This window comes from Singulisphaera sp. GP187 (genome assembly GCF_900129635.1).
GTDB lineage: Bacteria > Planctomycetota > Planctomycetia > Isosphaerales > Isosphaeraceae > Singulisphaera.
Genome location: NZ_FSRB01000002.1, coordinates 386,097 through 405,272 on the forward strand (window position 1 = coordinate 386,097; position 19,176 = coordinate 405,272).

Sequence of the window (19,176 nt, forward strand, 5' to 3'; positions counted from 1 at the left end):
GAGATTCTGTTATTCGGCAGGTTGCCCGAGAAGCCGAAGCGCCCGATCCTCGACCGCGCTGTTCCGTCGCTCGACGAGGATGGTAATGATCGCGGAGGTCGCCGCGCACCCGGCGATCGTCAGGGCCATCGGGCGGTTCGTGCCGTCGTGAAAGATCCCGACGATGGCGCCGGTGGCGGCACCGACCGTGAACTGGAGCATGCCCAGCAGCGCGGACGCGGCACCGGCCTGGTGGGGGAAGGGGGCCATCACCGCGGCGGTGGCGTTGGGCAAGATCAGGCCGACCGTCATCAGGCAGAGGAAGATGTCCGCGAAGAAGGCGGGGAACCCGCCGATCCCGGTCCAGGCGAGGACCGGCAGGAGGAGGGCGGCCACCAGGTTGCCGAGCGAAGCCGCGCGAAGGATGGTGTGGGTGTCATAGTGCCGGGTCAGCCAGCGGTTGACCTGGGCGGCGCCGATCAGGCCGATGGCGTTGCTGGCGAAGAGGAGACTGAACGCCGCGGGCGAGAGCCCGTAGAACTGCATGAAGAGCGACGGAGCCGACGCGACATAGGCGAAGATCAGGCCGAGCGCCAGGCTGACCGGGGCCGCGTAGCCGACGAACTTGCGGTCGACGATCATCGACGCATAGCGCCGGCCGATCGAGCCGATCGAGTCTCGAGTGCGCCGCGACGGGGGATGCGTTTCGGGCAGGTCGACCGCGACCGCGATCCCGCAGAGGCAGGCGAACCCGGCCAAGGCCCAGAAGATCGAGCCCCAACTGCCGACGCGCATCAACCAGCCGCCGACCGACGGGGCGAGGACCGGCGCGATCCCGATGACGAGCATGAGCATCGAGTAGATCCGCGATGAATCGGCCTCCTCGAAGGAGTCGCGGACGATCGCCCGTGCGATCACCATCCCCGTCGCGCCTGCCAGGCCCATGACGAACCGGGCGAGGATCAGCGACTCGATCGAGCGGGCGAACGCGCAGGTCACCGAGGCGACCGCGAACGCGGCGCAACCCCAGAGCAACGGTTTCCGACGCCCGAGGCGGTCGGAGATCGGCCCGCAAATGAGCTGCCCAATCGCCAGTCCTGCCAGAAAGAATGAGAGCGTCAGTTGCATCGCCCCCCCTTGCGCCTTGAGGTCGCGCTCGATCTGGGGGAAGGCGGGCAGGTACATGTCGATGCCGAGCGGACCGAAGGCGTCAAGCAAGCCAAGGAGAATGATGAAACGGAGCCCAGGACTGACCGAACGGGCGTCTTCCTCGCCGTGCGAAGGGGCAAGTGTCAACAGTTGATCTGAGGCCATTGATAAAAGTCTCGGTGGTCTCGGGAGGTGGCCGCGAAGGGGGGGATGTCGGGCGGGGTGAGGGAGAGAGAGCCGCCAAGCCAGGCGATCGAATGTTCACGAACGTTCGCGGCGATCATTCCAATGACCGGCGAACGTCGCGAATTATAGGGAGAACGATCGATGAGGCAACTCCGGCCCCTCGGGATTGACCGTCTCCCCTATTGTCGGTGAGCCCCGGCCTGGCTCCCGCTCACTTGGCGATGATGAGCCCGAGCGCGTGGATCGCTTTCGTCGACCGCCCCTGGAGGCCGACCGGGACCTCTCCGCTGCTGAAGACGTCCTTGGGACTCCCTCCGTTGGGATCCCCAAGCCAGGGAGAGGTGTACGAGTCGGTGGGGACGAGCCGGCCGTTCTTGATGCGCATGTAGACGATCTCGAACCCATCGACCCCGAGGCCGGTGTGGGTGCGGAACCCCCCGACGGCATAGTCCGACTTGGCGACGGTGGTCGTCTCGGTGCTGGCCACCGTGCCGTGCCGTTTCCCCTCGATCAGGCGAGTCCCCACGCGGTAGATCGGCTGGACCGAGCTGATCTTCGGGCCACCGAAGAATAGGTGGGTGCTGATTCTTACACCCACCAGCACGGATCCCACCGGCCCGATGTCGCGGAACTTGTCGCGGTCCCCTCCCCAGAACGTGGGAGGAACATCGGCCAGCCGATCGGGGGCGTATCCTTTCCGGCTTCCAGACGCTGCCGTAGGGTAAGTTTTTACGGCCGAACCAGGGTTCGGATTGGCCCTCGGATTAAAATTGGACTGATTATTGAAATTTGAGTTAATGTGAGGATTTTGACTGGTTCCGGGCATGGCGAGCCGGTTCCTCGGGAACGATCCGAACTCGCTCGGGAAGCCGCCGTCGCGCGGCTTGGGGGTGGTGTTGGGCTTCGTGACCTGCACGGGGGTGGGCTTCGCGATGTCGAGTAACGTCTGGTGCCGCGCTTCGGCGATCAAGGGAAAGGCGTTCACGTACAGGTCGCGCTTCACCGTGCCTTCGGCCAGGAGCAGACCGAGGGCCTGGCCGAGCGGCGGGGAGAGCGCGAGCAGATCACGAAACTCCTTGACCATCAAGCCCGCTTCGGCCGCGGCGAGCGCGATGTCCACTTCCTCCTCGAACCGCGTCGCCAGCGCGAAGACGGGCTCGGTCCGGCTCAAGGCCGCCCCGGTCTCCTTCACGGCCCGTGCGTACCGATCGAGGTCGCCCCGCATCAGCTCGTCCATCCGTGCGCGGGGTGGGTAGAGCGCGATGACCGCGTCGGCGACCTCCTTGCCAAACGACCGCGATTTGACGACCACGTCGCGCACCTGGTCGGCCTTCTCGATGAAGCCGCGGTTGTGGCAGCTCATGCAGGAGATGCCGTTGACCACCGCGCCATCGGCTTGTTTGTTGTCACGCACGATCTCGGTCGGCCCTTTATCGATCCGTTGCCCGTGGCCGTCGGTGAGCATATACCCGTTCAGGCCGTTGGGGAGTGCGAAGACGGTCTCGCCGCCATCGTGTTCGAAGTCAAAAGCGCCGTCGCCCGGCCCGAGGGGATGGGCGAACAGGTTCTTGCGGTCGGCGTTTCCGCCAAAGTCGTAGCTCCGCCAGTAGCCGCCGTTGGTCGACTCGTGCCGTTCGATGAGCCGATTGTTCCGCGAGATCCCCGACGCATTGAAACCAGCGCGGGCCGCGCGGTCCTGACGGATGTTGGCGAGGGCGTCGACGTCGAGCTTCTTCTCGAGCTCTTCAATCGATGCCGGCAACCGAAGCACGTCATGGTAGAGCGGTGGCCTCGAGGCTGCGTAGACGAACCAGTCGGCCCGGACGAACGCCAGCTCGCAGGCGGTCATCGTGTCGATGGCTTCGGCCGTGGCCCCGTTGTAGTTGATCCCGTAGGGGTAGCCGCTCAGGATGGCCGACCAGGTTCCCTCGTCCCAGAGGTAATCCCTGAGGTCGATACGGAGGATGACCCGGCCCGGGTCGATCGGCTTGGGGACCGTGATCCGCCGGTTCCAAGAAAGACTGTTGATCAGTTTGGAAAGGCCGTGGCGATAGGTCTGGAGCTGGTCTTCGTTATAGCCGGCGTTCGCCAGGTGAGTGAGGGTGAAGTAACGGATAAAGCGACGTTCGCGGGTTCCCAGTCCGCGGAGGTCGTCGAGGATCAATTTTAAGATCTCGATCTCGGTTATGAACCGCCGGACACCCGCGACCCGGCTTGCGGCGACCTCGGACGCACCCCCTTGGATCCAGTCGCGCAACCGGGCCACGTCTTTTGCGCTTGGCCTGGGGAGTCGCGGAGGGTTCGCGGCCCGGTCCTCGAAGTCGACTTCGGGCGGCATGTCGCCGTTGACCACGCGTTTCAGGAGTTTCGACCGCTCGGGGACTCCCGGAACAACCCGTTTGCTCTCGACGAGTTTCTTGAGGTCGGTGACGACATTCAGACCCCCTTCGTTCCGCCCGTCTTGCCCGTGGCAGCGGTAGCAGTATTTTTCGAGCATCGCCCGCGTCGCCTCGGCCGCAGTGCCTGCAAGCCGGTCGGCGGCGTGGCCTTGTTTCGTGGTGGAGGGGGACGCGACGATGATTGAAAAAAGTGTGAATGCGACAAGAGGGTGATTGGGTCTTCGCAACGGCAACAACATGGGATGGCTCCAGAATCGCTCTCGCGGTTGGCATTGATATGCGAAAGGATGATGGGTCGAAAGTTGTCGATCCGACCTCGGTCTGCCCCCGTACTTCAAACGTCGAGAATCGACCTGTCCCCACCAAAGCATCGCCGTTGCGATGGCCCAGTCGTCATCGGCTGAGCACTATGGCTCCACAGAGAGGTAAAGGAGGGGAGAAGAATTTACCCCAGGGATACTATCGCATCACCTCATGCTCTTTGCAACCGCTTCCGTCGGTCTTCGACGTGTGTAAGACTTCTCGGCCAGTGGTTGTGAAGTGGAGGAGTCGGCCGACGCCTAACCGCGCGCTGCAGCGGACCCCGGCCGCCGCAGGCGCGTTCTGGTAAGATCAAGCTCACTCTCGGCGGCCGGGTCCGCGGAGCTTACTTGTGATACGCCACGTGCGGCAAGTACGGGCATGAGCAGTGAAGCGACGGAAGGAAGGATATGACGCTGAAACGAATGGACAACGTCCTCATCGTTGTCGACGATCTCGAAGCCGCCAAGGCGTTCTTCATCGAACTGGGCCTCAAGCTCGAGGGCGAGTCGACCGTCGAAGGGCCTTTGGTCGGGAGCCTGATCGGGCTCAAGGATGTCCGGGCCACCCTCGCGATGATGCGGACTCCCGATGGGCAGGGCATTGAGCTGGACAAGTTCCACACGCCCAACGCGATCAGGTTTGGGCCCGTGGACGCGCCGGTGAACACGCTGGGCATCCGTCGCGTCATGTTCACCGTCGATGACATCGACGCTGTCGTTGCGCGCATGCGCGCCCACGGGGCCGAGCTCATTGGCGAAATGCAGTACGAGGACACGTACCGGCTAGCCTACATCCGCGGGCCTGAGGGCATCATTGTCGCGCTTGCCGAGCAACTCGGCTAAGGCGTGCCTGGCGGTGGGCTTTACGTGAGTTGGTGACACAGACGATCGGTTGTCGGCATGCTTTTTCGTGATTGTATAAACGATTGATTTCGGTCCAGGCAAGTCTTTGGGGATCGGCTGGCCTGGCTTGACGGCGGTGACAACTTGACCTTCGTAGTGCAGGCAGGCGTAAGTGCAGCGTCTCAGATCAGCGGGCGACACGCCTACCCCCAGGGGATTGTCCTAAGGCTTGGTTCCTGTTTTGGGCCGTTTCGCCGGAGCGTTGGGGGATTCCAGAGGCAGGCCGGTGGCGCCTTGGGCGCGGTATTCCTTGTCCTGTCGATCCCAGATGGCAACGAGGGCTTTGAGCTTTTCGGGATTCTTGGTCGCAAGGTCGTGCGACTCGGCGCGGTCCTTGGCGAGGTCGTAGAGTTCCCAGTCCCCGTCCGGGCCGCGGGAGACGATCTTCCAGTCGCCGGCACGCAGGGCCCGGTTCCCTTGGTGTTTAAAGAAAAGGAACTCACGTTCAATCGTGATATCGTTTGCCAGGGCCGGGACGAGGCTCTTGCCGGGCAAGGGGGGCCGGTTCTCGCCGTGGAACGATTCGGGCGCGGGGGTCTTGGCCAGTTCGAGTAAGGTGGGGACGATGTCGACGAGGTGTCCCGGGGTGTGGCGGAGCTCCCCCTTCGCCTGGATGCCGGCGGGCCAGTGGGCGATCAAGAGGGTGGAGATTCCCCCTTCGTGGTTCCAGATCTTGTGCATCCGGAACGGCGTGTTGGCCAAGGTGGACCAGCCCGGGCCGATTCCGAGATAGCTTTTGGCAGACCCGAGGGGCGCGGAGGGGTCGTGGCCGTCACCGCGGATGATCTGCTCCTGGCTGGCCCCGTTGTCCGAGAGGAAGAGGATCAAGGTGTTGTCGAGGACCCCTGCCGTTTCCAGTTGCTTGACGACGCGACCGACCTCGCGATCCATTCGGTCGACCATGGCGGCGTGAATCGCCATCTTGGTCGCCTGGAATCGTTTCTGTTCTTCGGAGAGCGTTTCCCAAGGGGCCGCGTACCGGACCTCGCCGGGGCTGATCCGCGTCCGCAGCGCGTCTTCCGAGAGGTTCGAACGGCCGAAAACGTCGGGTTCGGGCGAGGGGAGCTCGCCACCGGCGATCCCGAGCTTCCGGATCCGCTCCCAGCGCTCTTTGCGAACGACGTCCCAGCCCGCCAGGTAGCGGTCGCGATAACGTGCGATGTCTTCCGGGAGAGCTTGGATCGGGAAGTGAGGTGATGTAAATCCAACGTAGAGGAAGAACGGCTCGCCGCGGTGGTTCGCTTCGTGGTCGGAGAGCCAGGAGACGGCATGGCTCGCGATCGCGCGCGTCGCGTAGTACCCGTCCTCGGGCCTGGGTTGCGGGAGCGGTCGGTCGTCGAGCTGGTGGTTCTTGGGGGAGAAGAAGCGATCCTGGTCCACGACCAGGTAGGACCGCTCGAACCTGGCGGCAAGCACCGGGCCGTCGACGTGCCACTTGCCCGAATGATACGAGCAATAGCCCGCCGGCTTGAGGAGTTCGGGAAGCAAGGCCGCCCACCTGGGGCGCCGCGCGGCCGGGTCGCGATTGACTTGCTGGGGGTAGTAGCCGCTCAACAAGGCCGCGCGGGACGGCCAGCATCGCGCCGTGTTGTAGAACTGCGTGAAGCGAAGTCCGTTGGCGGCGAGCCGGTCGAGGTTCGGCGTCTCGATCTCGCCACCGTAACAGCCGACGTCGGAGAACCCGAGGTCGTCGGCCAGGAAGATGACGACGTTCGGTGGCGAAGCCGTGGGGGCCTTGGCGTGTGCGGCTCCAAGCCCCGCCAGGCACGCCAAGGCCGTCAGGGCCAGCGAAAGATGGGGTCTAACGAACCACTGTCGCTTCATGAGTTTCCCCCGAGCGGGCGCTGGTTTCGGGTCAATGATCCTCGTCGACGAGCCAACGGTGAGTAGGCCGGCCCGGCCCGGCCGTTTGGGGTTTGGTTTTGCCCTGACGGTTCGCCGATTAGGATGCAGCCCCATGGGATTCTACCGGCCGGGCGACTGGAATGATTTCTCGAGCCGGCGGAGGCCCTCGTCGATCGAGACGGTGGGATGGTAGCCGAAGTCGCGGCGCGCGGCGGTGATGTCGAACCAGTGGGCGGTCGAGAGCTGGTGGGCCAGGAATCGGGTCATCGGCGGCTCGGCACTCAGTCCGAGGGTGCGGTAGCCTTGCTCGAGGAGGGTGCCGGCCAGGAGGGCGGCCCCGCGTGGGACGCTGCGCGTGACCGGCGGAACGCCCGCGGCGGCGAGGATGCCGTTGATCACGGACCAGAGCGGCCAGGGCTCCCCTTGCGAGAGGAAGTAGGCTTTGCCGTGGTTGGGCGAATCGGGGCCAAGGTGGTCGGCCGCGAGCAGGTGGGCCTCGGCGGCATTGTCGATGTAAATCGTGTCGACGAGATGATCCTTGCGGCCGATCCGGCGGAGCCGGCCCGCGCGGGCCCGGGCGATCAGGCGGGGGATCAGGTGGTTGTCTCCGGGGCCCCAGATCAGGTGGGGCCGGAGCGCGGTGGTGGCCAGCTCGGCGCCATCGGCCGCGAGCACCAAACGCTCGGCCTCGGCTTTGGTCGCGGGATAGGGCGAGTCAAAGTGGCTGGCATAAGGGACCGACTCGTTGACCCCTTCCATGTCGCGGCCGTCGAAGACGACGCTGGGGGAACTCGTATGAACAAGCTTGCGGACGCCGTGCGCTCGGCAGGCGGCGAGCACGTTGCGCGTTCCTTCGACGTTGCAGCGGTGATACTCGTCGTACGGTCCCCAGATGCCCGCCTTGGCCGCGACGTGGAAGACGACGTCGCAGCCGTCGACGGCACGGAGGACGGCGTCGGGGTCGGCCACGTCGCCGCGGATCGGCTCGGCGCCGAGGGCACGCAGTTCGGGGTAATCGCCACGTGCCAGACTGCGGACGGTGTCGCCCCGCGCGCGGAGGGACCGGACGATCGCGTGGCCGAGGAATCCGCCGCCGCCGGTCACCAGGGCGTTCATTGCAGCCTCCCGGCCGCCCAGGCGGCCAGTTTCTCGCGGAAGATCTTGGCGTTGTGGCGGATGTCGACCGGGAACGCTTTATGGAACAGGATGGTTGTGATCCCCTTCGTATGAGGATATTTCGCCCCGAGTTCGCGAAGCTCGCGGCGGAGGACTTCTTTCGAAAGGGGGCGATCCTGGTTTTTGCCGGTCGCGGTCGTGGTGCGCTGACGCTCGACGCAGAGGACGGGTCTCATCGCCTCGCGCGGGCCGACTCCGACCAGCGCGGTGCGGAAGACGGCCGGGTGGGTATTGAAGACGGCCTCGCAAGGGATCGTGAACAGCGTTTCTTCGGGGGTCACGACGCGGTGCGCCTTGCGTCCGCAGAACCAGATTCGGCCCTGATCGTCGCGATAGCCGACGTCTCCCATCCGGTGATAGACATCCCCCCCCTGCCCTGGAATGGCGATCTTGGCCAGGGCTGTTGACTCGGGGCGGTTGACGTACTCGCGGGTCACGACCGGCCCTCGTACGACGATCTCGCCAATCGTGCCGTCGGGGAGGCAGAGATCGTCCGACCAGGCCGATATGGGATCGTCGGAGACTCGGATGATCTTCACGACAACATTGCCGACCGGGCGGCCCACGCAGACCCCGGCCCCACGGTCGGTCTGGTGTCGGGTCTCGCTGAGGATCTCGTGGCTGTCGATCGAGCAGACGGGGAGCGACTCGGTCGCGCCGTAGGGGGTGGTCAGGGCCGCGGTCGGTTCGAGCATCGTGGCGAACGTCTCGAGCACCTTGGCCGGTACGGGCGCCCCCGCCGAGATCACCCGGCGGATCGTCGGCAGTTTGATACCGTGCCGGGCGCCGTAGTCGCCGACCCGGCGGATCAGGGCCGGGGAGCCGAACATATTGGTCACACCGAAGTCTTTGACGGCCTGCACGATCATCCCGGGGTCGACTTGCGCCGGGCGGGTGAAGTCCATCTCGGGGATGATCGCCGTCATGCCGAGCGCGGGGGCGAACAGGGCGAAGAGCGGGAAGGTGCAGAGATCGATCTCGCCCGGGCCGAGGCCGTAGAGGTCGCGGAGCACGGCCACCTGCGCCTCGAAGATCGAATGGGTGTAGACGGCCCCCTTGGGGACACCCGTGCTGCCGCTGGTGAAGAGGATTGCGGCGACGTCGTCGGCCCGAGTTGGGGCAATCGGGTACGATTTATCCTCAAGCCATTGGGTGTTTCTGTGCGAATGCCATTCCGCGCACGGCGGGGCGACCGGTACGATGGTTCGGAGGGTCGCCTTGCCCCAGCCGAGCAGCCGCCGCGCGAGGTTCGCCAGCGGGATGCCGATGAACGCTTCGGGCTCGGCCTCGGCCAAGCATTGGCCGATGTTTTTGATTCCCATGCCGGGATCGATCAGGACCGGGATCGCGCCGATCTTGAACAGGGCGAAGGTCAAGGCGAAGAATTCGAGGCTCGGCTTGACCATCAGGACCGTGCGAACGCCTCGGGTGATCCCGGCTCGCTCGAGGATCTGCCGCGCCACGGCGTCGCTCTCGCGGTCGAGCTGCTGGAACGTCCAGTGGGTGTGCGCCGCACGGCCGGCGCGGTCGCGGCCGGCCGGGCAGACGGCCGCCAGCGTGTAAGGCTGGGTCTTCGCCATCGCACGGAGATGGGTGGCGATGTTGACGACGGCCGGGCTGGCGCCAGTGCCGGTGGACTCAACGCCTCGGACCGGACTGATCCCTTCCGTCGCCACCGGAGTCTCCTTCGTTCAAAACGCCTGATCTTCGTTTCGTAGGGTGGGCACGGCCCACCATCTTCGTCTTTTTCTCGTCGGCTCGGGTTGATTGCAACCCCTTCGCCATCACGATTGTCCCGGGAATCCCCTTGGTGGGCCGTGCCCACCCTACGAGACGGAGACGACCGCACCGGGGCTTTCGCTCACGGGCTTATTTCCACCCGGGGGGCCCGGGCGTCTTGCTCGAGAGGATGCTTGGCGAGGAAAGAGCGGACCAAGGGGACGATCGCCTCGGTCTCATCCTCGAGGATATAATGCCCGGACTCGGGGAACCGGTGGACCTCCGCCCGGGGGAACCGGCGGATCCATTCGTCGAGGAAATGGCGGTCGAAGACGAAGTCCTTCATCCCCCAACCGATCAACATCGGCACGCTTGCCAACGCACTGAGGCGATCTTCGACTTCGGAGATCAGTTCGTAACCGCGGTCGCCCGGGCGGAGCGGGATGTCCTGGACGAATCGGTGGATGGCGATTCGATTGGCCCAGGAGTCATAGGGCGCGAGGTAGGCCTCGCGGACCGTGCGCGACATCGGGTGATGGGTGCAGCCGATCCAACGGGAGGCTGTCCCCCGGCAGAATGCGTTCAGGCCGCGGACCATCCAGGAGCCTAGCGGCGTGTCGCGGCAGATCCACAGGAGCCAGGGGAACGATTTCGCCTTGGGCAGGTGGAAGGCGCCCGTGTTGAGGATCACCAACCGCGCGATTCGCTCGGGGTGGCGTGCGGCATAGGTCATGCCGATCATGCCGCCCCAGTCGTGGACCACCAGCGTGATGTTGCTATTGACCCCGAGGTGGTCGAGGAGCGCTTCGAGGTCGTCGACCCGGCGGCTCAGGGTGTACGGGTAACGCGAGTCGTCGGGCTTGTCCGAGAGCCCGCAGCCGATGTGGTCGGGAACGATGGTCCGGTACGAGCCGTTGAGCTCTTCGACCAGCGAGCGGTAGTAGAACGACCAGGACGGGTTGCCGTGGACCATGACGACCGGCTCGCCCTGACCCTCGTCGAGGTAGTGGTAGCGCAGGCCTCCCAGGTCGAGGTCACGCCCAGGATGGGCCAGGCGAAATTCGTCGAAGGCGCTGGTCATTCGTAGTCCTGCATCTCAATCGAATCCGAACGCTTATGTGGGATCGGCCGTGTCCACCATCCGGGAATTGGTGGGCCGTGCCCACCCTACGAGCGATTACCACTCGAGCCCGAGCATCAGGCAGTTCAAGCCGCTGCCAATCCCGAGGAAGGCGACGCGGTCGCCGGGCTGGAGGAAGTCGCGGTCTTCGGCCAGCGCGGCGGTCAACGGGAGCGAGACGGTACCGATGTTGCCCAGGTAGGGGAAGCTCGAGAACTCCTTGGCCGGGTCGATGCCCAGTGACTGGAGGATCGTGTCGCGGTGCCCCGAGCCGACCTGGTGGCAGATGACCTTGTCGATCTGGTTGCGCATCCAGCCGAACTTGCGGAGGAAGGCGGACCAGGTCCGGGTACCGAGGTCGACGCCGTGCTTGAGCACGGAGATCGAGTCGGTCGCCATGAATTGCTGGAGGCCGCCGAGCGGGCGGATCGCCTCCAGGCCCCAGCGGCAGAGAGCGTGGAATTGTGGGGCGGTGTGGGTCACGCCGCCGAGCAGGCGCCGCCGCTTCGGTTCCGAGAACGAGCCGTCGGTCAGGAGCATTGCAACCGCCCCTGAGCCGCCGGTGAGGGTGGCCAGTGATTCGCGGAAGTTCTCCATCGTCGGTTCCTGGATCATCCGCTCGATCATGATGTCGTTGATCTCGCGCGCGGTCTCGCACGAGACGACCATGCCCGCCTTGATCTGACCGAGCTCGATCCGGTTGGCGATGTCGATCATCCCGTTGAGCACGCCCAGACAGGCGTTGCTGATGTCGTAGACGGCCGTCTCTTCGCCGACCCCGACCCCGGCGGCCACCCGGCAGGCGGTCGCCGGCTCGAACAGCTCGCGGCAGACCCCGGCATAAATCAAGACGCCGATTTCCTCGGGCTTCACGTTCGACGTCGCCAGCGCCTGCTTCGCCGCCGCGATCGCCCCCTCGGAAACGGGGTAGCCTTCGTCCCACCACCGCCGCTCGACGATGCCCGTCAGCGCTTCGAGCTGCCCTTGAGGAATCCGCAGGGCTTCATAAAAACCTGTCAGCCGTGTTTCCAGCTCGGTCGACGTCACCACCACGGGCGGTAGCTCGTAGCCGATCGCATCGACATAGACTCGCGAATATCTCATCAGAGTCTCCCCGATGCTTGCTTAGGAGTTGAGGCCGAGCGTAAAGTCGTTCATCTGGAAGATCGTCCGGCCGTCGACGGTGAGGAACCCGTTGGCCCAGAGCCGGCGGCGTTGGTCGTCGACCTTCGTGATCGTGGCCTGGACCACCACGCGGCCGGCGGTGGGGAGCACCTGACCTCGGTAGGTCCAGCGATGCGGGACGTCCGGAGCGGCGTCCACAAAGCTCGCGTCGCTTCCCACCCCCCAGCGCTCGGCGGCCACGACTTTAAGCAGTTGCCGGAACGATTCCAACCCCAATGAGCCGGGGCAGACCGGATCCTGGTGGAAATGCGCCTTGAAGTACCAGGCGCCGGGATCCACGTTCTGAGACCCTTCGATGAACCCGAGTCCCGCCGGCCCGCCGTCGGGAATGAAGCAATCGACCTGGTCGATCATTCGCAACTGATCGTCGGGGAACGGAGGCGTTCTCGGGTAGGCGAGTTGCTGGGCCCGGGCCCGCTCGTCGGGGCTCGGTTGGTAGAGCGCGGGGTCGCGGATGCCGATCTGCTCGGCCAGGGCCTCGGCGCGGAAGAAGCCGAAATAGGTATCGCCCTGATAGACGAGCTGCCCGTTCGCGGCCCGAACCTCAAGGTCATAATTCTGGATGATCATGCCCCCGGACCCTGCGACCTTGGTGATCTTGATGGTCGTGACCAGGGTTCCGGTCGCGGGGGTCACCTCGACGAACTGGACGGCCGAGCCTCCCAGGTTGCGGAACTTGAGGTCTTCCTCGCTGGTCAGGGCCGAGCCGATGTACGCGGCGAGCCAGCCGCAAGGCTGAAGCGCGGCCTCGAGCAAGACGGCGAACGGCATCCGCCCTTGCCGCTCGGCGGCGAAGTACCAGGCGTCGGCCGGGACGTCGTACCGCGCCTCGATCACGCCGCCGGCGACGTGCTTCCAAGGCTCGGCCGCGATCGCCGTGATCCGGTCGAGGAACTGGAACGGGGGGCCGGGCAAGCGTGCGATCACGCGGCCGGAATCGAAGATCTTGTATGGGACGCCAAACGCATCGGAGGGCTTGCCGATGGCGAACGCCGTGATCCGGTCGCAGTCGAACAGCGGGGTCGGTTCGCCGCCGCTCGGAATTTGAATCGGAGCCGGGCTCGTCCCGGCCGGACGATTCGCCCAGAGGGCCTCGATCGCCTCGCGCGAGAGGCCGGTCATGCGGAGCGACATGTCCGTGATCTCGACCACCGGCTTGCCGTCGGCATACATCAAGGCATCCACGATCGCGTAAGGCTCGGGGCCGTAGCCCAGCTCCTTGATCGACACCTCATAGGTGACCAATCGCGTGGATTCGATCACTTGGCCCCGGCACTTCAAGCGGCTGGCGACGCCCGGCACCGGCTCGCAGGCGACCTGGTCGTGCTCGCCGATCCAACCCATCCGGGCCAGGTAGATCCGGAGCGTGTGCAGGCAGCACTCGAACATGAGTGTGCCGGGCATCACGCGGTCGTCGACGAAGTGGCAGGTCATGAACCAGTCGTCGGGCTGGATGTCCGCCTCCGCGCGGATCAGGCCGAGGCCGAACCGCCCCCCCTTGGGGTCGAGCGTTTCGACCCGGTCGACCAGGGTCATCCGCCCTCCCGGCAGGCGGGTCGGGCTGTGCAACGGGAGTCCGGCGAACGAAGGGCCGAACGCGGTGGCCAGGTCGCCCTGCCGGAGCGCTTCGACTTGCGAGGCGTCGTACGACTCGACCGCCATCGGCACGAGCTCGACCCAGTCGGCCGGCCGACCACTCGGCCGGGTCTGGCGCTGGAGCCGGGGGGCGACGACCCCTTGGCCCGCGGCGAGCTCGTTGGCGGAGAAGAACCCCGCGCACCCTTCACTCATCGTCATCAAGGGGACACCGTCGACGGTCGCCTCGAACCGGAACCGGAACAGGTGCGTCTCGCCTTGACGGAAGAAGTGATCAATGTGGATATCATACCGGATGACATCACCGGGGCCGGGCAGGCTGCGATGAAAGGTCACGACCGCGTCGAGCAAGCGGTAGACCGCATGCCCCTTGGTGATGAAGTCGATCCCAAGGTAGCCGGAGAGGAACAGGTCGGCCTGCCCCGACTCGACGGCGATGCAGGTCGGGATCCGGCCGCCGTCGAGATACCAGGCGCCGGGGAGGACGTCATGCTCGGTGACGACCCGGCCACCTTGCATCGATCGCGGCTCCCCTTCGATGGTGAGGATCCGATCGACCAGCATCAGCGGCTCGTCGGGGAGCCGGACCCGGGTCGGGTGCGCGTCGATCGGCGCGAACTCGGGGCCGAGCACCGCCTCGATCGAGCCGATGGCGTATTCCATACACTGGTTGCGATCGAGGGCCGGCGCCGGGGCCTGAGCCGCTTCGCTTCGAGGGACGTATTCCTCAACGATCGGCGGGCTGGCGATGGTGGCGGCGGCGGGCTCGGCCATCAGCGCCTCGATCAAGGCCATCTGGAAGGCGAGCTGGTTCGACATCGTCTGACCGATGTTTCCGGAGACACGGAGGAAGGCCTCGTGCGCCTCGGCCTTGGCGGTCTCGCTGCTCGCGAGCTGACGAGTCAAGGGGTCGATCTCCAGGGCAAGTTGTGGCACGGCGGCAGTTCCCTGGTGGCCATTGCGCGCGGGACTCGAGGAATCGAAACGTTCCGGCATGTTTTCCGGTGGTGATTCGTGACGTTCGGACAGGTTTCCCGTAGGGTGGGCATGGCCCACCATGTTTTCAGGCAATGGCTCGTGATGTTCCGGCATGTTTTCCGGCGGTGATTCGTGACGTTCCGGCAGGTTTCCCGAAGATTGGTGAGCCGTGCCCACCCGACAAGAGGGGAATGGGCGGCCGCCGACGCTGACCCGGATGACGCGGCCGGCCGGTTCGCCGGCCACGTTCGTTTCGACCCCGTAAAGGGACGCGAGGTTGACGGGCACTCGCTCGGCGATCAGCCTTCCCAGGATCTCGAGGACCGAGGTGAGCGGGTCTTGGCCGGCCACGCAGACCGAGCCCGAGAGGTGGGGGCGCGTGCCGAGCACCTTGCCGATCATGCGGGTGCACGAGCCGCCCGGGCCGGTCTCGAGGAAGACGCGGATGCCGTCTTCGTAGGCTTGAGCGACGACGGCCGGGAAATCGATTCCGTCGATGGCGTGCGCGACGATCGCGTCGGCCGCGGTCTCACGGTCGAGGTCGTACGACTCGCCTCGCGCTCCGCTGTAGAACCGGACGCCGGGGGGGGGCGTGGTCTTCAGGAGATGCATCGCGCGGTAGGCGGGCTCGACTTGCCGGGTGATCTCGCAGTGGACCGTGCTGACCATCGGCAGGGGGAAGAACCGACCCCCGAGCGTTCGGGCGAGGTCGAGCACGTCGTTGCGACGGCCGCCAACGACCACCTCGCGCGGCGTATTCACGATCAGGAGATAGACCCGCTCGCGGCCGACGAGCGCCGCGCGGACGGTCTCGGCGGAGTGCGGCACGATCCCGGCCAGCCAGTCGGCCGGTTCCCCTTCGGCCAATCCCCAGACGCGGCGGGCGGCCTCGCAAGCGCCGGCCAGCTCGGACCGGAACAAGGGCGAGGTCTGGATCCGCCGGAGCATCTCGTCGCGCTCGGTCCAGCCGCGGAGCGCGAACAGGGCCGATGACTCGCCGAGGCTGTAGCCGATCGTGGCGCGCGGCTCAACGCCGAAGCCACGGAGCAGGTCGCTGACCATCGCGCCCAGCGAAACCTGGCCGAGGATCGGTGCCCGCTGATCGGCGAACGGTTCGGAAAGATCGCCGTTCCAGAACGTCTCCGGTGAGAACTGGCCGCGGAGGAACCCGGTCTCCTGGTCTTGCGCTCGCAGCAGGTCGGGCCAGAGTGCGGAGAGGCCACGGCCCATGCCCGCGAAGTGGTTGCCCACGCCGGGGAAGACGAACGCGATCCCGGCGTCGGGGCCGAGCGGATGACGAGCGAGGAAGACGCGATCCCCTTTCAGACGGAGCGGCTCCGGCTCGTGCGGGTCGCGTTGGAGCCGCTGGCGGGCGTCGGCGAGCAGGTCGGGCAAGCTCCAGGCGATCCGCCGGTTCGACTCGGCGAGCGGTCCAGGGGCCGCGTCGGCCGCGAGCAACGCCAGGCCGAGCCGACGGCCTGGATCCGCGGCGTGGCGCTGCCACCAGGTGCGGGCCAACGCTTCGATCGGCTGGCCTTGATTTTCGGCGGCGAGCCCCTCGAGCGCTTCCATTTGGCGGAGCAGGCCCGGTTCGTCGTCCGCCTCGACCGCGAAGAGGGCGAGGTGCCGGGGTCCGAGGGGCTGAGCCCGGTCGAGCGTGGTCGTTCCGGCCCTCGGCTCGAAGCCCTCGAGGATGATGTGGTGACAGTTCCCCTCGAGACCGAGCGCGCTGACGGCCGCGCGGCGCGGCCCTCGGGCGCGGTCGCGGAGCCAGAATTGCGGGCCTTGCGGTACGAAGAACGGGGAACCCGCCGTGGCCAGCTCGGGGCGAAGCGTTTCGCCACCGCGGAGGGGCGGGAGGATCTGCTGGTGCAGGCAGAGAGCCGCTTTGATCAATGAGGCCAGGCCCGCCGCGGCGCCGGCGTGGCCGACGTCTCCCTTGGCCGACCCCAGGGCGCACGAGAATTTCTCCGGCCAGGCTGAGCCGAGTTTCGCCAAGGCTTCGGCCTCAACCTGATCCTCGTCGGGGCGGCCGCTGCCGTGCGCTTCCAGGTAGCCGACGCTCGCCGGGTCGACTCCCGAGGCCGCGTAAGCCCGCTGCGCGGCGGTTTCATAGGCGGTGGCATCGGCCCCGCTCGAGGTGCCGACGCCGCGGATGACCGCGTAGATCCGGTCGCCATCGCGAACGGCGTCGTCGAGCCGCTTCACGATCAGGGCGGCCGCGCCGTCGCTGGGGACGGTGCCGTCGGCATTCGGGTCGAGCGGGCGAACCGTGCCTGACGGCGAGAACGGGTGAACCCGATCGGCGCAGCGGAAGGTGCGTGGGTCACACGCCAGGTCGACCGCGCCGACGATCGCCTCGTCGATCTCTCCTTGCCCGAGCAGGCGGACGGCGACATCAAGGGCGCAGGTGCCCGACGTCTCTTCGCTGGAGACCGTGAAGCTCGGGCCACCGACCCGGAACTCACGGGCGATCCGGCTGGCGACCAGCCCGCCGAGCGCCCCCATCGTCCGGTTGGCCGTCAACGGGGGGCCGGCCGTGTCGCGGAGGTCTGTAATCCAGCTTTCGAGGTCGTCGCCCGTCAGGTTCAGGCCGAGCTCGTCGTTCCAGCGCCTGGCGCTGGGGAGCATCGACCAGCGGACGTGGAAGTTGGTCGTGTTCAGGTCGAGCCCGATCCCGACGAAGACCCCCGCCCGGAGCCGAGGGCGATCGTCCCAGCCGGCGTCGGCGATCGCATCGGCGGCGACTTGCAGGGCCAGCGACTGCTGCGGCAGCATCTCCTCGAGCTCGCGCGGGGGAATCCGGAATCGCTCGGGCCGAAGCGCGAGCTCATCAATGCCGTATCCCCTTGGCTTGTTTCGCTCGCCCAAAGGCGAGCGGGGAGCGTAAGCTCCCTGTCTTTGGTCATTTGCGTTGGAGCCGGCCGGAAGACAGGGAGCTAACGCTCCCCGCTCACCTAATACCTCGCGCTCGCCTGGTTCTTTGTGGAACCAGACGGCGTCCTGGACACCCCACCAGTTGGTCAACTCGGCCGGTGCGCCCGGGACCTCGCCGCCGAGCACCCGTTCCTGGAAGGCCCGCAGCCCTCGAAAGGGGCCGAAGTGCGCGGCCATGCCAACGATCGCAACCGGGATCGAGGGCAACTCGGTCGCCGCGTCCACCACGGGCTCCGCCGACTCCGGAACCCATTCTTCAATCAAGGCATGAGCGTTGATCCCGCCGAAGCCGAACCCACTGACCGCGGCGCGACGGGGTTGACCCTCGGCTCGAGCGGGCCAGGGCTGGGCCGCGCTGAGGATCCGGAACGGGCTGCTCCCTGGTTCCTCCAGGCTCGGCGCCGGGGTCGTAAAGTTCGCGGTCGGCGGGAGCGTCTTGTGCTTAAAGGCAAAGAGCACTTTCAAGAGCCCGGCCGAGCCCGCCGCCGTCAGGGCGTGGCCGATGTTCGACTTCACCGAGCCGATCGTACATTGCCCGGCGGACCACCCCTCTGTTCCCCAGAGGGTCCGCAAGCTGGCGAACTCGACGGCGTCGCCGACCGGCGTGCCGGTCGCGTGGCACTCGATGAGGTCGACGTCGTGCGGGTCCCAGCCCGACCGCTCGTAGGCCGAGCGCATCGCGCGGAGCTGACCTTCGGAGCTGGGGGCAAGCAGGCCGCCATCGACGTCGTTGGAGAGGCCGACGGCCGCGATGACCCCGTGGATCGTGTCCCCGTGCCGGAGCGCATCGCTCAGCCGCTTGAGGACGAACATCCCGGCCCCTTCGCCGACGACCAGGCCGTCCCCTTGGGCGTCGAACGGCGAGGGCCGGCCCGAGGCCGACAGCGCGCGGAGCTGCGAGAACCCCATCTGGGTGTAGAGCGGGTCGGGCCGCGACAGGCCGCCGGTCAACATCGCGTCGGCCCGCCCCGCTAGAAGCTCGTCGGCCGCAAGCTTGAGGGCGTAAAGCGACGAAGCGCAGGCAGCGTCGAGCGTATAAGTCCCCCCGCCGAGGCCGAGGGCCTTGGCCAGGACGCCCGCCGGCAGTCCTGCCACGTAGCCGTTGAGCGGCTCGCCACGGCCGGCTATCTGATCCACGGCCCCGACCTGCTCGGCGATCGTCCGCCCGAGCACCTCACGGGCCAAGGCCGACGAAGTCTCGGTCGGCAGCACGATGTTGCCGAACACGACGCCGACCCGGCCTCGGTCCAGCTCGGTGGTCACGGCGCTCCGCCAGGCCTGCCGGCCGGCGTGGAGGGCGAGGTGGAACATCGGGTCGAGTCGCCCGAGCTCCGCCGGGTCAAGGTCGAGCCCGCTGGGGTCGAGCTGGAAGTCTTCGATGAAGCCACCGCGGGTCGAGTAGACCCGGTCGGGAGCTCCGACCCGGGGGTCGTAGGCATCGGCGACGTCGAGCAGCCACCGGCCGCGCGGAACCTCGCGCGTGGTGTCGATTCCCCCCGCGACGTTCGCCCAAAACCGATCCAGGTCGGGAGACTGAGGGAAGATTCCCCCGATCCCCACGATCGCCACGCGTTCTCGATGCTGCATTGCTCTTGGTGTCGATGAGTGGCGAAGAGTCGTTTACCGACTGTCAGAAGCGATGGCTGCGTCTTTTGGAGGGTGGGCACGGCCCACCAGGTTTTTGGCAAAACGGGATGGTGGG

Annotated in this window: 9 protein-coding genes; 1 reads left to right on the top strand and 8 read right to left on the bottom strand. The window is 66.5% G+C overall.

The window, feature by feature from the left end; translation table 11 throughout:
- Positions 1 to 9: 9 nt before the first annotated feature.
- Complete coding sequence (locus BUS42_RS26040; protein ID WP_074311919.1) at positions 10 to 1,293, bottom strand: Bcr/CflA family multidrug efflux MFS transporter; 1,284 nt, start codon at positions 1,291 to 1,293, stop codon at positions 10 to 12.
- A 232-nt stretch (positions 1,294 to 1,525) separates the two neighbouring features.
- Positions 1,526 to 3,952: a c-type cytochrome domain-containing protein gene (locus BUS42_RS26045; RefSeq protein WP_074311921.1), complete on the bottom strand. Its 2,427-nt coding sequence runs from the start codon at positions 3,950 to 3,952 to the stop codon at positions 1,526 to 1,528.
- A gap of 471 nt (positions 3,953 to 4,423) precedes the next feature.
- On the opposite strand from BUS42_RS26045, the gene BUS42_RS26050 reads away from it, so the two are divergent.
- Complete coding sequence (locus tag BUS42_RS26050; RefSeq protein ID WP_074311923.1) at positions 4,424 to 4,858, top strand: VOC family protein; 435 nt, start codon at positions 4,424 to 4,426, stop codon at positions 4,856 to 4,858.
- Between the two features lie 222 nt (positions 4,859 to 5,080).
- Here the strand turns inward: BUS42_RS26050 and BUS42_RS26055 are convergent, their stop codons facing one another.
- The 6 genes from BUS42_RS26055 to BUS42_RS26080 form a co-directional block, all read right to left on the bottom strand.
- Positions 5,081 to 6,742, bottom strand: a complete 1,662-nt coding sequence (locus BUS42_RS26055; protein ID WP_074311925.1) for an arylsulfatase — start codon at positions 6,740 to 6,742, stop codon at positions 5,081 to 5,083.
- A 141-nt stretch (positions 6,743 to 6,883) separates the two neighbouring features.
- The gene (locus BUS42_RS26060) at positions 6,884 to 7,879 is read right to left on the bottom strand and encodes an NAD-dependent epimerase/dehydratase family protein (RefSeq protein ID WP_074311927.1); all 996 of its coding nucleotides are present in this window, start codon (positions 7,877 to 7,879) and stop codon (positions 6,884 to 6,886) included.
- The gene (locus BUS42_RS26065) at positions 7,876 to 9,519 is read right to left on the bottom strand and encodes a fatty acid CoA ligase family protein (protein ID WP_410001725.1); all 1,644 of its coding nucleotides are present in this window, start codon (positions 9,517 to 9,519) and stop codon (positions 7,876 to 7,878) included. Before BUS42_RS26065 ends, BUS42_RS26060 begins: the two co-directional genes overlap by 4 nt.
- A 281-nt stretch (positions 9,520 to 9,800) precedes the next feature.
- Complete coding sequence (locus tag BUS42_RS26070; protein WP_074311931.1) at positions 9,801 to 10,739, bottom strand: alpha/beta fold hydrolase; 939 nt, start codon at positions 10,737 to 10,739, stop codon at positions 9,801 to 9,803.
- A 96-nt stretch (positions 10,740 to 10,835) separates the two neighbouring features.
- A complete protein-coding gene (locus tag BUS42_RS26075) occupies positions 10,836 to 11,882 on the bottom strand; it encodes a 3-oxoacyl-ACP synthase III (protein WP_074311933.1) in 1,047 nt (348 codons plus the stop codon).
- A 21-nt stretch (positions 11,883 to 11,903) separates the two neighbouring features.
- On the bottom strand, positions 11,904 to 19,061 hold the full coding sequence (locus tag BUS42_RS26080) for a beta-ketoacyl synthase N-terminal-like domain-containing protein (protein WP_083670641.1): 7,158 nt from the start codon (positions 19,059 to 19,061) through the stop codon (positions 11,904 to 11,906).
- Between the last annotated feature and the right edge of the window lie 115 nt (positions 19,062 to 19,176).